We start from the raw sequence: 14,733 nt of genomic DNA on the forward strand, positions 1-14,733 counted from the left end.
CCCCGCCCCCGGACGGCAGCCGATCAATAGGGTGGAGCCGTGACCGTCACCTACACCGCAGCCCCCGGCCGCTACGACTCGATGACCTACAACCGCGCCGGCCGAAGCGGCCTGCGCCTACCCCCGATCTCCCTGGGCCTGTGGCACAACTTCGGCCACGAACGCCCCTGGCAGCGCCAACGCGACATCGTCCGGCGCGCCTTCGACCTCGGCGTCATCCACTTCGACCTGGCCAACAACTACGGCCCACCGCCCGGCTCCGCCGAGGAGAACTTCGGCCGGATCCTGGCCACCGACTTCGCGCCCTACCGCGACGAACTCATCATCTCCACCAAGGCCGGCTACGACATGTGGCCCGGCCCGTACGGCGAATGGGGCTCCCGCAAGTACCTCGTCGCGTCCCTGGACCAGTCGCTGCGCCGGATGGGCCTGGACTACGTCGACATCTTCTACCACCACCGGCCCGACCCGGACACCCCGCTCGAGGAGACGATGGGCGCCCTCGACGCCGTCGTACGCGCCGGCAAGGCCCAGTACGTCGGCATCTCCAACTACAACTCCGAGCAGACCGCGAAAGCCGCCGCGATCCTGCGTGACCTCGGCACCCCGCTGGTCCTGCACCAACCGTCGTACTCGATGGTGAACCGGTGGATCGAGCGGGACAACCTGCTCGACACCCTGGAGGAGGCCGGCGCCGGGTGCATCGCCTTCAGCCCCCTGGCCCAGGGCCTGCTCACCGACCGGTACCTGCACGGGGTCCCCGCCGACTCCCGCGTCGCGACCAGTGTCTTCCTCAACGAGAGCCACCTCAGCGACACCACCATGACCAAGGTCCGGGCCCTCAACGAGATCGCCGCCCGCCGCGGTCAGACCCTCGCCCAGCTCGCCCTCGCCTGGGCGCTGCGGGACAAGCGGATGACCAGCCTGATCATCGGCGCCAGCAGCGTCACCCAACTCGAGGACAACATCGCCGCCCTCGACAACGTCGAACTCAGCGACGCCGAACTCGCCGAGATCGAACCGTACGCCACGGAGGAGTAGCCGGCCCGCTGGTGCTGCGTCCACTGCGGTGCACGCGGCACCAGGCCCGGCCCACTCACCCCGCCGGCCGACTCCGTGACTGCACCACCTGCGACTCCACCTGGGCCAACGTCTCCCGGATGTGGTCCACGACATCCGCCGGCACGTCCAACCACATCAACGTCGCCAGCAGGTGCGCACCAACCCGCGCATAGTGCGCCGACGGGATGCCGAGCCCCTGGTGCGCCTGCGCCAGACCACGACCGGTGTACGCGTCCGGCCCGCCGAGCAGCACGGTCAGCATCGCCCCCAGATGACGCCGCTGGGCAGCCATCTCCACCGTCTCGAAATAACCGGCGAGGTCCGGCTCGGCCAACACCCGCTCGTAGAAGATCCGTACCGCCGCCTGGACCGCGACCGCCCCACCGATCCGCTCGTACGCCGACCCGGCACCGTCACCACCCGGTACGGCCTGCTCCGGCAGCTCGACCGTGTCCTCGATCGAGGCGTCCCTTGTCGACGACGCGTTGGCTTCCGTTTCCGTCACGGCATGTCCTTCCGGCGGCAGACTGAGCGGCCACTCCGACCCGGCAACCGGCACCGACGAACACACGCCGACACGGAACCGTCACATCAGGACAACCGCAGTCGGACGATAGCGCACAACACACACAGTGTCACGCACCCATCACCGAACGGTGACGAATCTGTCGCTGACCCACCGGTCAAGCACGCAACGCGTCGTCCACACCGGACTCACGCGGCCCCAGGAACACCGGATCCCGACGACTCACCACATCCACCACCGCCTTCACCGCCGCGAACCGCTCCCGGAAACTCCCCCACCGCCACGCCCGCCCGAACCGGCTCACCGAATCGTCGCCCACCCCCACCGCGTCCAACCCCACCTGCCGGCACACCGCCACCGCCCGCTCCACATGGAAACTCTGCGTCACCACGATCACCTGCCGCACCCCGAAAATCCGCGAAGCCCGCAGACACGAGTCATAGGTGTCGAAACCCGCATGGTCCTGCACCACCCGCGACGCCGGCACACCCCGGTCAACCAGCCACCGACGCATCGCCCCCGGCTCGTCGTACTCCCACTCGCGGTGATCGCCCGACACCAACACCACCCGGGCCTTACCCGCGTCGTACAACTCCTTCGCCAACCCCAGCCGGGCCGCCAGGAACGGCGACGGGGCCCCATCGGCGTCCACCTGTGCACCGAGCACCAACACCACCGGCGCAGCCGGCACCCCGGCCGCGTCGAACACGAACTCCCGCGCCGACCGGTCCACCCAGATCGCGCTGCCGACCACCGCCGACGCCCCCAGCAACACCAGCACCACGGCGGACACCAACAACGGGCGCCACCACCGGCGAAGCCGAGTGACCACCGAGACCAGAAGAAGAACAACCCGACGGGAGAAACCCGCGACAACCGACATCACCACAGTGTGGCCGGCACCAACAACAAACCGTCAGCCGGCCCGCCGCCGCGCCCGCCGGGCAGCCAACTCGTCACCGGACACCTCCGGCTCCGTCGACACACCGATCGGCTGCACACCACCGGCCGGCTCCGCCGGCAGATGCGACAACGACCCCTGGATCTCCTTGAACGCACCACCGATCGCGATCCCGAAGACCCCCTGGCCACCCTGAAGCAGGTCGACGACCTCCTCCGGGGAACGGCACTCGTAGACCGTCGTGCCATCCGAGATCAACGTGATGCCGGCAAGATCCCCGACGCCACGCGAACGCAACGCCTCGATCGCCTTCCGGATGTTCTGCAACGACACCCCGGCATCAAGCAACCGCTTGACCACCTTGAGCACCACCAGATCCCGGAACGAGTAAAGCCGCTGCGTACCGGACCCGGACGCGTCCCGGATACTCGGCACCACCAACGTGGTACGCGCCCAATAGTCCAACTGCCGGTAACTGATACCCACCGCGGAACAAGCAGTCACCCCGCGGTACCCGACCGCACCGTCACCCTCCACGAAGGGATCGACAGGCACGCCGCCGTCGGTGTGGCGATGATCTGATGTCCCCGGATCAGGGTCCTGTGGCTCGTGCATCCGGACAACCTCCCCGCCAGTGCGGTGACACGTCGTTTCCGGGACGTGCACCCCTCGACAAGGCCAACCCTATAGCGACCACGAACCGAACAGCCGCAGGATTCAGCGCGACACGCCGCGTACAAGGCGACACACGACGCACCCAGCACGTCACCGTACGACCGGACCCCAACAGGCCCGGCACGATCAACCCGCGAAATCCTCCGGCTGAACCTGCTCCAGGAACTCCCGGAACTTCTCGACCTCGTCCTCCTGCTCATCAGGAATAACGATCCCGGCCTCGGTCAGCACCTGCTCCGCGCACCTGATCGGCGCACCCACCCGCAACGCCAACGCGATCGAGTCACTCGGCCGGGCCGAAACCCGCAACCCGTCCCCGATCAGCAGGTCGGCGTAGAAGACGTTCTCCTTCAGCTCGGTGATCTCCACCGCACGCAACGGCGCCTCAAGCGCCGCCAGGATGTCCCGCAACAGATCATGGGTCAACGGCCGAGCCGGTTTGACCCCCTGCTGCTCGTACGCGATCGCGGTCGCCTCCACCGCACCGATCCAGATCGGCAGGTAACGGTCACCCTCGACCTCCCTGAGCAGGACGATCGGCTGGTTGCTGGGCAGCTCCACCCGAACCCCGACCACGCTCAGCTCGCGCACCGCCGCCTCCGTGTCGTTGTGTCTTCCCCAGCACCGTGACCCGGCGACCAAACCCTCAGCCACCGCAACCGGCCCCTTCACCTGCACGGTACACGGGCCGCGAGACGGTCGTCCCACGCGCGCCGCCGCACCGTTGCACGCCCCACAGGGTTACCCCGCGAAGCCTACGGCACGCCCGCGACCGCAGATCTTTCCCACCGCACGAGCACGAATCAACGGCCCAGCATCGACCGCAACCCCACCCGCACCAGAGCCGCGTGCAACTGCTGCGACAACCCGACCAACTCCCGCGCCGCCTCCGCCGCCCGAGCCCGCGCCGCCGGATCGTTCTGCCGCGCCAACGGCGCAATCAACTGCTCGAACAAACCCACCTCGCGGTCCGCAGCCGTCCGAAACGCCCGCAGATGACGCGGCTCCAATCCGTACGCGGCCAACCCCGCCACCGCCTGGGCGATCGCCAACGCATCCGAGTCGTACCACCCCGGCGGCCGGGACACGATCAACCCCAGCCGCTCCAACTCGGTCAACGTCACATCATCGATCCCCGTACGCGCCACCAGATCCGACCGGGTCACCCGCGCATCCGCCGACTCCACCGGCCCCGAGGCAGCACCGTCCCGGCCCGGAACCTCACCAGCCGGACCAACCGCCACCAACGCCGGCCGCTGCCGCCCCGGAGTCTCCGGCTCCCGCCCCAGATCCTCCAACTGCTCCCGGATGACCCGCAACGGCAGATACTGATCCCGCTGCGCGGTCAGCACGAACCGCAGCCGGGCCACATCCTCCCAGCTGTACTTCCGGTAGCCGGCCGGCGTACGTTGCGGCTCAACCAGACCCTCCGCCTCCAAGAACCGCAACTTGGAAATCGTGGTATCGGGAAACTCCACCCGCAGCTGAGCCAGCACCTCACCGATGCTCATCAGCGGCTGGGCCCGGCCGGCCGAAGCCGTGGGCGCAGCCGCTGCCGCACGCTCATTCACCCCCGGCCGGCCTCCTCCTCCGGGCGCGGACCGGCGATAAAGACCAACCGGAACTTGCCGATCTGCACCTCGTCGCCATTGCTCAGAGTGGCCGCCTCGACCCGCTCCCGATTGACGTAGGTGCCGTTCAAACTCCCCACATCGCGGACGGTGAACGTACCGCCGTCCCGGTGGAACTCGGCGTGCCGACGCGACACCGTCACGTCGTCGAGGAAGATGTCACTGTCAGGATGCCGACCACTGGTGGTCACGTCGTGGTCCAGGAGGAACCGGGCCCCGGCATTCGGACCACGCCGAACGACGAGCAACGCCATGCCCGGAGGCAACGAACCCGACATCCGGCTCGGCACGACATCGGCATCCGGTCCCTCCAGCACTTCGTCCAGTGCACCGAGGTTGAGCGTCGATGTGACGTCGAGTGGGGGGAACTCGTCGTCTGGGCGCGTCATGGGACCACCTCACGGATCTGTTCGGTCGGCGTCGGGGGTGGCGGGTCTGGCCGCCGGGCTGTAAAGCCCAGCGGCTGGCTCACCCGTGCCTGGGAAGGCAATTCCACAACGCGCAACTATTGGATTCTCGGTCGACTGAGCGAGCCTAGCCAGCGCCGAAATACAGGGCAACCAGACGCGCGGGCACAACCCGGCCCGAGCGCGCCCAACTCAGCTTTCGGTCAATTCCCGGTACGCCGCCGCGGTCAACAGACCCTCGACCGCCGCCGGCCCACCCGGAGCGATCTCCAGCAACCAACCCGCACCGTACGGATCACTGTTGATCAACTCCGGCGTATCGCCGAGATCGGCGTTACGCGCCACCACCGTGCCACTCACCGGGGCGTAGATCTCCGAAACACTCTTCGTCGACTCGATCTCACCCAGCGACTCACCCGCCTCGACCGTGGCGCCCTCGTCCGGAAGCTGAACATAGACGATGTCACCAAGAGCGTCCTGCGCGAAGTGGGTAATGCCCACCCGCACCGAGCCGCTACCGTCGCCCGCCACCCACTCGTGCTCGGCCGTGTAACGCAGGTCCTCAGGAATCACCAGCCGCGTCCTTCGTCGTCGCTCTGATCGGTACCGCACCACGGATGGTACGGCCGCGCCCGGTCAGGAGACCGGGCGCGCGTGCTTCAGGTCCAGCGGAGCGCTCAGGGTCGTCACGTCGACCACCTCCCGCTCTTGGACGGTCACGTTACCGCCGTCCCCACTCACCGACGCCACCACCCCGCCCGGAATGTTCAACGCGGTCCGCATCGTCGATGGATCACCGATCACCGTGATCGTGTACGGCCCCACCAACCTCCGCCCACTGACCGCGATACCGCCATCATCGTCCAGGAAGAAAGTGCTGGCCACGATCCGTACCGTCGCACCACCACCGGAGATCTGCATCGCCTCCGCGCCCGCACCCCGCAACTCCTGCACCGCGTCCAGCACCGTCGCCGCCTCGATCGACTCCGACCCCGCCGAGAACGTCACAGTCAACCCCGGCCCCCGCGCCGGCAACGTCCCCGCCAGGATGCCCAACTCGTCAGCCCGCCGCGTCGCCTCGTCCAACGCCGCCTGCCGCCCCTGCGCACCCGAGGCAAGCTGCCGCTGACTGTCCTCCAGACCAGCGATGTCCTGACGCAGCCGCTCCTCCTGGGACTCCAGATCCGACAGGATCCGCACCAGGTCCTCCTGCCGCGTCGCCGCCAACTCCGGATCCGCCGAATTCGTCTTCAACTGCACCACCAGCGTGAACCCGAGCAGAGCCAACAACACCGCGATGATCACACTCGCACCGCTCCACCGGGACCGCAACGACAGACCCCGCACCGGAGCACCCCCGGCGACCGGCTCCTGACGACCCTCCGGCGCCTCAGCCACGGCATCCGGCTCGTCTACCCCCGCCGGATCATCCCTGCCGACCACCAACCGGCGCGCCGCACCCAGGTCCACCGTCGGCCCGTCACCGACCCCGTCGCCCACATCCGGCAACGCCTCCGACCGGCCCACCGCATCGGCCCCGGACACCGCCGACGCTCCCGGATCCACACCGCCCGTCGACGGCCTCTCCACCGGCCCCGACCCGCCCGGGGACGCGTCGGACTCGGACCCGGACTGCCGCTGCTCGTCGCTCATCGCCGCAAACCTACGCCCGGAACAGGTGCCGACGAATCGCCGCCACATTGCCGAAGATCCGGACACCGAGCACCACCACGACACCCGTGGACAACTGACCACCCACACCGAGCTGGTCACCCAGGTAGACGATCACACCCGCGACCAGCACGTTCGAGATGAACGAGATCACGAACTGCTTGTCGTCGAAGATCCCGTCGAGCTTCGCCCGTACCCCACCGAACACCGCGTCCAGCGCCGCGACCACCGCGATCGGCAGATACGGCAGCAACGCCGCCGGCACCGTCGGGTCCAGCACCACGCCGAGCACCACGCCGGCGAGCAACGCGAGTACGGGGATCATCGGCCGCCTCCGGAGGGGCTGAGGGATGACCCGGCGCCAGGCGACGCCGGACTGGTGGAACGCGCCGCCCCGGAAGGCGACGGCGACACGGAGGGAACCGCGTACCGCAGTTGGGGTTCACTGGCCGCCGGCAGCGTCAGATCATCGGCCCCACGCACACCGAACGACATGCCATGCTCCGCCGCGACCTGACGCAACAGATTCGCCGCGTCACTGTCCCGGAACCGGCGCTCCAACTGACCCGGGCCGATCGCCGACACCTCGTACGGCCCGGTCACCGGCCGGAAGTCGACCAGGATCGCACCACCGGCAGCCCGGATCGTCGACGTCGCGGTAAGCCGCTGACCATTGATCGAAACCGCTTCCGCGCCAGCGCTCCACAGGGCATTCGCGATGTCCTGAAGATCCCGGTCCAACACCTTGCCGAGGTTAGTACCGCCAGCCCCGGTCACCGCATCCGCCTCCGACGGCCCGTCGGCGACCCGAACCACGACACCATCACCCTTGACCCGCCCCAGACCCGTCGCCGCCTCCAGATCACGCAACCGGGCCGCGTCACTCCCGGACAGCGCCGCGTCCCGCTGCCGGTTCACGTCCTCGCGCAACCCGTCCGCCCGACGGGTCAGCTGGTCAGCCTCGCTCTCCCGCTGCTTGATCTGCGCCACCAGCCCCGCCCGCGCCTGGGCCCGCCCCGGCTCCCCCTCGATCGTCTGCCGGTACGCGATCGCCAGCAGGAAGCCGAGCGCCGCCAGGGTGATCACCGTCACCACCCGGATCGTGGACCGCCGCCATCCGGTCGGCCCGCGACCCGCACGCCGACTCAACGCCGCATCCGAGTAACCGGGATCGAGCGGATTCTGGAACAGCTCGGTCAGGAAGTCGGGGGCGTAGGTGCGTTCCGGTCCGCGCCCGGCGCTCATCCGGCCTCCCGGCGGGCCGTACGGATCAGCCGGGCAGCCTGGATCAGGTAGAACACCCCGGCGGCCCAGTAGAGCACCAGACCCCACCAGGCCAGGCCCCACCCGATCGCGCCGGCCGTCGTCGCCGCGCCCGGCACCGCGTCGGCGAGCAGCAGCGTCGGGAACGCGGCCAGCAGGATGAACGTGGCGGTCTTGCCGAGGTAGTGCACCGGCGGTGGACCGTACCCGTACCGGCGCAGGACCAGCAGGGAACCGAAGAGCAGCAGCTCACGGGCGAGCAGCGCGGCGGTGAACTCCCACGGCACGATCTCGCGGGCGGTGAACCCGGCCAGGGTGGCCAGGATGTAGAGCCGGTCGGCGGTCGGGTCGAGCAACTCCCCCAGGCGGCTGACCTGGCGCAGCCGGCGGGCGACGTACCCGTCGACCCAGTCGGTGGTTCCACCGACGGCGAGGACCACCAGGGCGGCGACGTCCGCGTGCGGTCCCAGCAGCAGATAGAGGAAGAGGGGTACGCCGAGCAGGCGGACGAAGCTGATCAGGTTGGGAATGGTGAGCACCCGGGTCGCCGCGTCCTCGGACTGGGCGGCGGTGCCCCCGGTTGGCTGGGCGTCGTCTGCCCGCGCCGGCCGACGCGACACCGAACCTCCCTCTGCGGCTGGTCCGGCGCCCGCTGAGGCGGGTCGTTCCGGGACCGTGCGCGCTCCGGCCGGTGCTCACGGGCCCCTCGCGGTGGCCTCGTGATCATGCCGGCTCCTGGCACAGTCGCCGTGGCCCGCCGATGAGCGGACGTCCGGGGCTGCTGATTTGCGGTGTCACTATATCCGCCCCCCGCTGGCGGGCTGCGGGTGCCGAGGCGGGTCGTTGTCAGGTGACGAGCGACACAACCTGTAACGCATCCTAGGACGCTAGTGGAATGACCGGATCGGACCGCCCTTCACCTGCCAGCGGGCCGAGGCCGGGGCGAGCGGTCCATTTGTAGGATTCGGGGGTGGAAACAACCGATCCGGTGGACATCGCCGTCGAGGCGTGGATGGCGTCCCTTGCCATGTTCTCGGTCACCCAGCCGAACGGCTTCTACCGGATGGGCGCCCACGGCACCTCCGAGCTCATCACCGGTGCACCGATGTCCCTGCTGAACGGCGTGATCAGCATCGACCGGGAGCCCGACGTCGAGGAGATCGCGGCCTTCGCCACCTCCCCGAAGTTGACGCCGGTCGCCTGGAGCATCCAGACCCGCGGCGACGAGCCCATCCAGGGGATCGAACGGACCGCCACCGAACACGGGCTGACCAAGCGGACGACGTTGCCCTTCATGACCAAAGCCCTCACCACCGTCGACGCGCAGCTCCCGAAGACCGACGCACCACGGGTACGCGGGCTGACAGGTACCGACAGCGAGCTCTACCGGACGGTGATGGCGGCCGGCTACGAAGGTCCACCGGAGATCTTCGCGGTCCTCAGCTCGCCCGCCGTACTCGACCACTCCGCGATGCGTGGGTACGTCGCCGAGGTGGACGGCGTACCGGTCGCCTCCTCATTCGGCGTCGTGGTGGACGACCACGTGGGGGTGTTCAACATCGCCGTACCGCCGGAGCACCGGCGACGCGGCTACGGCCGGGCGGCGACCGCCGAGGTGCTGCGGGAGGCGTACGCGGCGGGAGCACGGACCGCATTCCTGCACGCCAGCCCGATGGGCGTCGGGCTGTACCAGGACATGGGCTTCCGGGTGGCGGAGAACTGGACGATCTTCACCTCGTGACCCCGCTCCCCCGCTCGGCCCGGGAGGGTGGTGACCCGCGCCGACGGGTCACCACCGTGCACGACGGTCAGCTCGGCGAGCTGGTGGCCGGCTCCGGAGCGGCGAACGGCACCGCGGCGGCAACCGGCTCCGGCTCCCCCACCGGGTGCCGCCACAGGCCGCGCTGACGCAGGATCGGCAGCACACCCTCACCGAACCAGTACGCCTCCTCCACGTGCGGATGCCCGGAGAGGATGAACTCGGTGATGCCGAGGGCGTGGTACTCCGCGATCCGGTCGGCGATCTCGGTGTGGCTGCCGACCAGCGCCGTACCGGCTCCGCCCCGGACCAGACCCACACCGGCCCAGAGGTTGGGGGCGATCTCCAGCCCGTCCCGCGAGCCGCCGTGCAGGGCGATCATCCGGCGCTGCCCCTCGGACTCGCTGCGCGCCAACCCGGCCTGGACCGCCTTGATGTCCGCCTCCGGAATGCCGTCGAGCAGCCGCTGGGCCTGCGCCCAGGCCTGCTCGGAGGTGTCCCGGGCGATCACGTGCAACCGGATACCGAAGCGGAGTTCCCGCCCGGCCTCGGCGGCGAGGCCACGGATCCAGGCCAGCTTCTCGGCCACCTGGGCCGGCGGCTCACCCCAGGTGAGGTAGACGTCGGAGTGTGCCACCGCGACCGGGCCGGCCGCCTTCGACGACCCACCGAAGTAGATCGGTGGGACCGGGTCCGGCAGACGGCCGAGCTTCGCCTGCTCGACGCGTACGTGCGGGCCGTCGTGGGTCACCGTCTCACCGCGCCACAGCGCCCGCACCACGTGCAGGAACTCGTCCGTACGGGCGTAGCGGGCGTCCTTGTCGAGGAAGTCGCCGTACGCCCGCTGCTCGTGGCTCTCGCCGCCGGTGACCACGTTGAGCAGCAGCCGCCCGTTGGACAGGCGCTGGAAGGTGGAGGCCATCTGGGCGGCGAGCGTGGGCGAGAGCATGCCGGGGCGGAACGCGACCAGGAACTTGAGCCGCTCGGTGACCTCCGACAGCATCGCGGTGGCCAGCCAGGCGTCCTCGCACCAGGCACCGGTCGGGGTGAGGGCGCCCTCGAAGCCGAGTTGTTCCGCGGTGCGGGCGATCTGCCCGAGGTAGGCGACCGTCGCTGGCCGGGCGCCGCCGGCCGTACCCGCGGCCAGCCCGTGCCCGCCGCCGACGATGTCGCGGCTGTCGCCGTAGGTGGGTAGGAACCAGTGGAAGGTCAGGGCCATGGTGCTCTCTTTCGATCCGGGTGGAGCGTCTCGGTACGGAAGGTCCGGGGTCAGGCCGCGATCGGCAGCGCGCGGGGCGCCAGGGCCGCGGCGAAGGTGTCCACCACCGCGTGCAGCGCCGGGGCGGCCGTCGCCTCGACCACCGTCGCGCCGTCGGCCCCGGTCAGGATCAGCTGGTCCAGCAGGAAGTAACCGGGCACGATGTGCGCCGCGCCCATGGCGTTGAGCACCGGTCGCATCGCGTAGTCGATCGCCAGTACGTGGGCGAGGGTCCCGCCGGTGGCCAGCGGCAGCACCACCTTGCCGGCGAGGGCGTACTGCGGCAGCAGGTCGAGCAGTGCCTTCAGGGCGCCGCTGTAGGACGCCTTGTAGACCGGGGTGGCGACCAGCAGGCCGTCGGCGGCGGCGAGTGCGTCCGCCACCGCGACGATCGCCGGGTGGGCCGGGTCGGCGCCGAGCAGCGCGTCCGGCGGCACGTCCCGGATCGACAGGGCGCGGACCTGGTGCCCGCCGCCGGCGAGGCGACCGGCGAGCAGTTCGACCAGCCGCTCGGTACGCGAGGTGGCCGACGGCGAACCGGAGATGGCGAGGATGGTGGGCATGCGCTCTCCTCGGGTCGTGACAGCACACCGTGCCGGTACCGGGACGCCGGGTGGCGGCGCCGGAGGGTGGATCTTCCGCAGCTTATCTATAATTCCTATCGGTTGAGTAGACCTTTCCGCCAAGTTGATCAAGTTGGGTCGGGTGAGACGCGACACCCGGTCGGCACCCCCGTCGTAAATACCGATTTTTTCTATCGGTCGAATAGGACAAGCCACCCCGAGCGACCTCCGCCACCACTCCCAACGGGCGCCCATATCCGCAGCTCACGATGCCTTCAGCCGGGTCCGTCGGTGGGCCACACGAGCGGGAACGGGAGCAGACAGGGATGCGGAGTGACCTGCGTCACAGGACATTGACGGCGTTGGGCGACCGCCCAAAGCATGGTCGCCGGCAGCCACCACCGCGCCTCCATTCACTGTGGAGCGTTCACCGTCCTCGATGCTCGGGAGTCACTCATGTCGATCGGCACGCGTACCGGCAGCCGAGGCTGGCGAAGAATCCTGGCGATCGCGCTCAGCGCGGGCCTGCTGGCCACGGTCGGCCTGGTCGCCGGCTGCGGGGACGGCGACGACGCCTCGGGCGCCGAGGCGCCACTTCGCGTGGGTTACCAGCGATTCGGGGGCCTGAGCCTGGTCAAGGCGCGCAACGCGGCGGCCGGCACCACCTGGTCGCTGTTCGAAAGCGGCCCGGCACTGACCGAGGCGTTCAAGGCCGACGCGATCGACATCGGCCAGGTGGGCGAGGCCCCGCCGATCTTCGCCGCCGCGGGGAAGATCCCCTTCAAGATCATCGGCACCTCGGCCGAGATCCCCGAGGGCGAGGCGGTACTGGTCAAGGAGGGCAGCGGGATCAACAGCTTCGCCGACCTCAAGGGCCGGACGGTCGCCCTGAACAAGGGCTCGAACGTGCACTGGCTGCTGGTACGACTGCTCGAAGCCAACCAGATGACGCTCGACGACATCCAGGTCAAGTACCTCAAGCCCGCCGAGGGCCGGCCCGCGTTCGACGCCGGGCAGGTCGACGCATGGATCATCTGGGACCCGTACTTCGCCCTCGCCGAACAGCCGGGGGTGAAGATCCTGGCCAACGCGACCGGTCTGGCCGGCAACCGGGAGTACCTGCTGGTCTCCCCCGACGCGTTGAAGAACAAGCCCGAGCAGATCCGGGCGTTCCTCGAGACCTACCGCGAGGTCACCGACTGGGGCATCGCCAACCCGGCCGACCGGGCCAGGATCCTGGCCCCCGAGCTGAAGATCCCCGAGGACGTCACCACCCGCGCACTCGCCCGCAGCGCCCGCCCCCTGGCCCCGGTCACCCCGGCGATCGGTGACGAACTCCAGGCCATCGCGGACGGCTTCACCAAGCTCGAACTCATCCCGACCTCGATCGACATGCGGGACCGGGTCGACACCCGGTTCGCCGAGGTACTCGGGTGACCCGACCAACGCTGGTGCCGACCCAAGGCCCGGACGGTCCCACCGCGGCGGGCGTACCAGCCGCGTCGGTACCGTCCGGGCCGAGGCGCCGCCGCCGCACCGGCGCCCGGTGGCGACGGGTGATCAGTCCGTTGGTGCTCGTACTGGCCTGGGAACTGGCGTCCCGCACGGGCCTGCTGGCACCGGAGAAGCTCTCCGCCCCCAGCGAGGTGCTCCGTACCGGGTGGCGGCTGGCCGTCGACGGGATCCTCTGGACCCACCTGACCGACTCGCTCACCCGAGCGGCGATCGGACTGGCCATCGGCGGCACCCTCGGGGTGGTGCTGGGCGCTCTGGCCGGACTGCTCCGGATCGGGGACGACCTGGTCGACCCGCCGGTGCAGATGGCCCGGATGCTGCCCCACCTCGGCCTGGTCCCGCTGCTCATCATCTGGGTCGGCATCGGCGAGTCGCTCAAGATCACCCTGGTCTGCCTCGGTGCGTTCTTCCCGATCTACTTCAACATGTACGCCGGCATCCGCGACATCGACGTACGCCTGGTCGAGGCGGCCCGGACCTGCGGGTTGAACGCGTTGCAACGGATCCGGCACGTGATCCTGCCCGGCGCGCTGCCCGCCCTGTTCCTCGGCCTCCGGCTGGCCATCGGCGCCGCCTGGCTGAGCCTGGTCGTCGGCGAACAGGTCAACGCCCAGACCGGCATCGGCTTCCTCATGATGGAGGCGCGGGAGTTCAGCCAGACCGACGTGGTGGTGCTCGGCCTGCTCATCTACGCCCTGCTCGGACTGCTGTCGGACGTCGCGCTGCGAACCCTGGAGAGGAGGGCGTTGACATGGCGGACCGGCGTACACATCCAGGCGAGCTGAACGGCACCGATGACCGGGCACCGGTGGTCACCGCGACCGGGGTCCGGCGGGACTTCGACGGCACGGTGGTGCTCGACGGCGTGGACCTGCGCATCCGGCCGGGCGAGGTGGTGGCGCTGCTCGGCGGCTCCGGCTCCGGCAAGAGCACCCTGCTGCGAGCACTCGCCGGACTCGACCCCGAGGCCGGCGGCACCATCGAGGTCCGGGGCCGGCCGGCGGTCGTGTTCCAGGAACACCGGCTGCTGCCCTGGAAACGCGTCGGCGACAACGTCGCGCTCGGCCTCACCGGCCCCGACGTACGCGACCGGGTCCGGGCGGCACTGACCGAGGTCGGCCTCGCCGACCGGGACCGGGCCTGGCCGGCGCAGCTGTCCGGGGGCCAGGCGCAGCGGGTCGCGGTCGCCCGCGCCCTGGTCCGGGAACCCGAGGTGCTGCTGCTCGACGAGCCGTTCGGTGCCCTCGACGCACTCACCCGACTGCGGATGCAGGGCCTGCTCGGCCGGCTCCGGGCCGAACACGGCTTCGCCGCCCTGCTGGTCACCCACGACGTCGACGAGGCACTGCTGCTCGCCGACCGGACGCTGGTCCTGGAACACGGCCGGATCGTCGAGGACGCGGCCGTACCCCTGCCCCATCCGCGCACGCACGACGCACCCGGCTTCGGTGGGCTCCGCCGGCACCTGCTCGACCGGCTCGGGGTGCCGGTCGCCTGAGACC

The 14,733-nt window shown here is 69.9% G+C and carries 18 protein-coding genes; 5 read left to right on the forward strand and 13 right to left on the reverse strand.

Translation table 11 applies throughout. The features are described from left to right. Positions 1-39 precede the first annotated feature (39 nt). Positions 40-1,041, forward strand: a complete 1,002-nt coding sequence (mgrA, locus tag ACWEFB_RS01945; protein ID WP_452281308.1) for an L-glyceraldehyde 3-phosphate reductase — start codon at positions 40-42, stop codon at positions 1,039-1,041. A 55-nt stretch (positions 1,042-1,096) separates the two neighbouring features. Here mgrA and ACWEFB_RS01950 read toward each other — a convergent pair whose 3' ends face one another. The 11 genes from ACWEFB_RS01950 to ACWEFB_RS02000 form a co-directional block, all read right to left on the reverse strand. Further along, on the reverse strand, positions 1,097-1,567 hold the full coding sequence (locus ACWEFB_RS01950) for a group I truncated hemoglobin (RefSeq protein ID WP_452281310.1): 471 nt from the start codon (positions 1,565-1,567) through the stop codon (positions 1,097-1,099). Between the two features lie 178 nt (positions 1,568-1,745). Further along, the gene (locus ACWEFB_RS01955) at positions 1,746-2,471 is read right to left on the reverse strand and encodes a SanA/YdcF family protein (protein ID WP_452281312.1); all 726 of its coding nucleotides are present in this window, start codon (positions 2,469-2,471) and stop codon (positions 1,746-1,748) included. A gap of 33 nt (positions 2,472-2,504) precedes the next feature. Next, positions 2,505-3,104 (reverse strand): MerR family transcriptional regulator, encoded by a 600-nt coding sequence (locus ACWEFB_RS01960; protein ID WP_326558325.1) that lies wholly within the window; start codon positions 3,102-3,104, stop codon positions 2,505-2,507. Between the two features lie 186 nt (positions 3,105-3,290). Further along, positions 3,291-3,755, reverse strand: coding sequence for a bifunctional nuclease family protein (locus tag ACWEFB_RS01965; RefSeq protein ID WP_326558324.1), 465 nt, complete (start codon positions 3,753-3,755; stop codon positions 3,291-3,293). Positions 3,756-3,967: 212 nt separating this feature from the next. Next, complete coding sequence (gene ftsR, locus ACWEFB_RS01970; RefSeq protein ID WP_326563300.1) at positions 3,968-4,675, reverse strand: transcriptional regulator FtsR; 708 nt, start codon at positions 4,673-4,675, stop codon at positions 3,968-3,970. 56 nt (positions 4,676-4,731) lie between these two features. Then, positions 4,732-5,184 carry an oxoglutarate dehydrogenase inhibitor Odhl gene (odhI, locus tag ACWEFB_RS01975; protein WP_121161321.1) on the reverse strand — a complete coding sequence of 151 codons (453 nt, stop codon included), beginning with the start codon at positions 5,182-5,184 and terminating at the stop codon, positions 4,732-4,734. A 210-nt stretch (positions 5,185-5,394) separates the two neighbouring features. After that, complete coding sequence (gene gcvH, locus ACWEFB_RS01980; RefSeq protein WP_326558323.1) at positions 5,395-5,775, reverse strand: glycine cleavage system protein GcvH; 381 nt, start codon at positions 5,773-5,775, stop codon at positions 5,395-5,397. A 63-nt stretch (positions 5,776-5,838) separates the two neighbouring features. Further along, the gene (locus ACWEFB_RS01985) at positions 5,839-6,855 is read right to left on the reverse strand and encodes a DUF881 domain-containing protein (RefSeq protein WP_452281316.1); all 1,017 of its coding nucleotides are present in this window, start codon (positions 6,853-6,855) and stop codon (positions 5,839-5,841) included. Between the two features lie 10 nt (positions 6,856-6,865). Next, positions 6,866-7,198 (reverse strand): small basic family protein, encoded by a 333-nt coding sequence (locus tag ACWEFB_RS01990; protein WP_121161327.1) that lies wholly within the window; start codon positions 7,196-7,198, stop codon positions 6,866-6,868. Beyond that, on the reverse strand, positions 7,195-8,118 hold the full coding sequence (locus ACWEFB_RS01995; protein WP_452281318.1) for a DUF881 domain-containing protein: 924 nt from the start codon (positions 8,116-8,118) through the stop codon (positions 7,195-7,197). Before ACWEFB_RS01995 ends, ACWEFB_RS01990 begins: the two co-directional genes overlap by 4 nt. Next, positions 8,115-8,756, reverse strand: coding sequence for a CDP-alcohol phosphatidyltransferase family protein (locus tag ACWEFB_RS02000; RefSeq protein WP_452281320.1), 642 nt, complete (start codon positions 8,754-8,756; stop codon positions 8,115-8,117). Before ACWEFB_RS02000 ends, ACWEFB_RS01995 begins: the two co-directional genes overlap by 4 nt. A gap of 350 nt (positions 8,757-9,106) precedes the next feature. Here ACWEFB_RS02000 and ACWEFB_RS02005 point away from each other — a divergent pair, with 350 nt between their 5' ends. Next, complete coding sequence (locus ACWEFB_RS02005) at positions 9,107-9,877, forward strand: GNAT family N-acetyltransferase (RefSeq protein ID WP_452281322.1); 771 nt, start codon at positions 9,107-9,109, stop codon at positions 9,875-9,877. A 67-nt stretch (positions 9,878-9,944) separates the two neighbouring features. On the opposite strand, the gene ACWEFB_RS02010 is transcribed toward ACWEFB_RS02005, so the two are convergent. Both ACWEFB_RS02010 and ssuE read right to left on the reverse strand, forming a co-directional pair. Continuing rightward, entirely contained in the window at positions 9,945-11,114 is a 1,170-nt protein-coding gene (locus ACWEFB_RS02010) for an LLM class flavin-dependent oxidoreductase (protein WP_363595234.1), read from the reverse strand. Positions 11,115-11,164: 50 nt separating this feature from the next. Continuing rightward, positions 11,165-11,716: an NADPH-dependent FMN reductase gene (ssuE, locus tag ACWEFB_RS02015; RefSeq protein WP_326558318.1), complete on the reverse strand. Its 552-nt coding sequence runs from the start codon at positions 11,714-11,716 to the stop codon at positions 11,165-11,167. A 456-nt stretch (positions 11,717-12,172) separates the two neighbouring features. On the opposite strand from ssuE, the gene ACWEFB_RS02020 reads away from it, so the two are divergent. The 3 genes from ACWEFB_RS02020 (at position 12,173) to ACWEFB_RS02030 (ending at position 14,729) form a co-directional block, all read left to right on the forward strand. Continuing rightward, complete coding sequence (locus ACWEFB_RS02020; RefSeq protein ID WP_452281325.1) at positions 12,173-13,153, forward strand: aliphatic sulfonate ABC transporter substrate-binding protein; 981 nt, start codon at positions 12,173-12,175, stop codon at positions 13,151-13,153. Positions 13,154-13,272: 119 nt separating this feature from the next. Beyond that, positions 13,273-14,016: an ABC transporter permease subunit gene (locus ACWEFB_RS02025; RefSeq protein ID WP_452281327.1), complete on the forward strand. Its 744-nt coding sequence runs from the start codon at positions 13,273-13,275 to the stop codon at positions 14,014-14,016. Beyond that, positions 13,983-14,729 carry an ABC transporter ATP-binding protein gene (locus tag ACWEFB_RS02030; protein ID WP_452281329.1) on the forward strand — a complete coding sequence of 249 codons (747 nt, stop codon included), beginning with the start codon at positions 13,983-13,985 and terminating at the stop codon, positions 14,727-14,729. Before ACWEFB_RS02025 ends, ACWEFB_RS02030 begins: the two co-directional genes overlap by 34 nt. Positions 14,730-14,733: the final 4 nt, after the last annotated feature.

This window comes from Micromonospora sp. NPDC004704 (assembly GCF_053601675.1).

What these genes read in the sequence shown, in the direction of transcription:
- ACWEFB_RS01990 (WP_121161327.1), bottom strand. Translation starts at nt 7,198, where the DNA reads ATGATCCCCGTACTCGCGTTGCTCGCCGGCGTGGTGCTCGGCGTGGTG.
- ACWEFB_RS01955 (WP_452281312.1), bottom strand. Translation starts at nt 2,471, where the DNA reads ATGTCGGTTGTCGCGGGTTTCTCCCGTCGGGTTGTTCTTCTTCTGGTC.
- ACWEFB_RS01995 (WP_452281318.1), bottom strand. Translation starts at nt 8,118, where the DNA reads ATGAGCGCCGGGCGCGGACCGGAACGCACCTACGCCCCCGACTTCCTG.
- ftsR (WP_326563300.1), bottom strand. Translation starts at nt 4,675, where the DNA reads ATGAGCATCGGTGAGGTGCTGGCTCAGCTGCGGGTGGAGTTTCCCGAT.
- ACWEFB_RS02030 (WP_452281329.1), top strand. Translation starts at nt 13,983, where the DNA reads ATGGCGGACCGGCGTACACATCCAGGCGAGCTGAACGGCACCGATGAC.
- ACWEFB_RS01985 (WP_452281316.1), bottom strand. Translation starts at nt 6,855, where the DNA reads ATGAGCGACGAGCAGCGGCAGTCCGGGTCCGAGTCCGACGCGTCCCCG.
- ACWEFB_RS02020 (WP_452281325.1), top strand. Translation starts at nt 12,173, where the DNA reads ATGTCGATCGGCACGCGTACCGGCAGCCGAGGCTGGCGAAGAATCCTG.
- odhI (WP_121161321.1), bottom strand. Translation starts at nt 5,184, where the DNA reads ATGACGCGCCCAGACGACGAGTTCCCCCCACTCGACGTCACATCGACG.
- ACWEFB_RS01960 (WP_326558325.1), bottom strand. Translation starts at nt 3,104, where the DNA reads ATGCACGAGCCACAGGACCCTGATCCGGGGACATCAGATCATCGCCAC.
- ACWEFB_RS02010 (WP_363595234.1), bottom strand. Translation starts at nt 11,114, where the DNA reads ATGGCCCTGACCTTCCACTGGTTCCTACCCACCTACGGCGACAGCCGC.
- ssuE (WP_326558318.1), bottom strand. Translation starts at nt 11,716, where the DNA reads ATGCCCACCATCCTCGCCATCTCCGGTTCGCCGTCGGCCACCTCGCGT.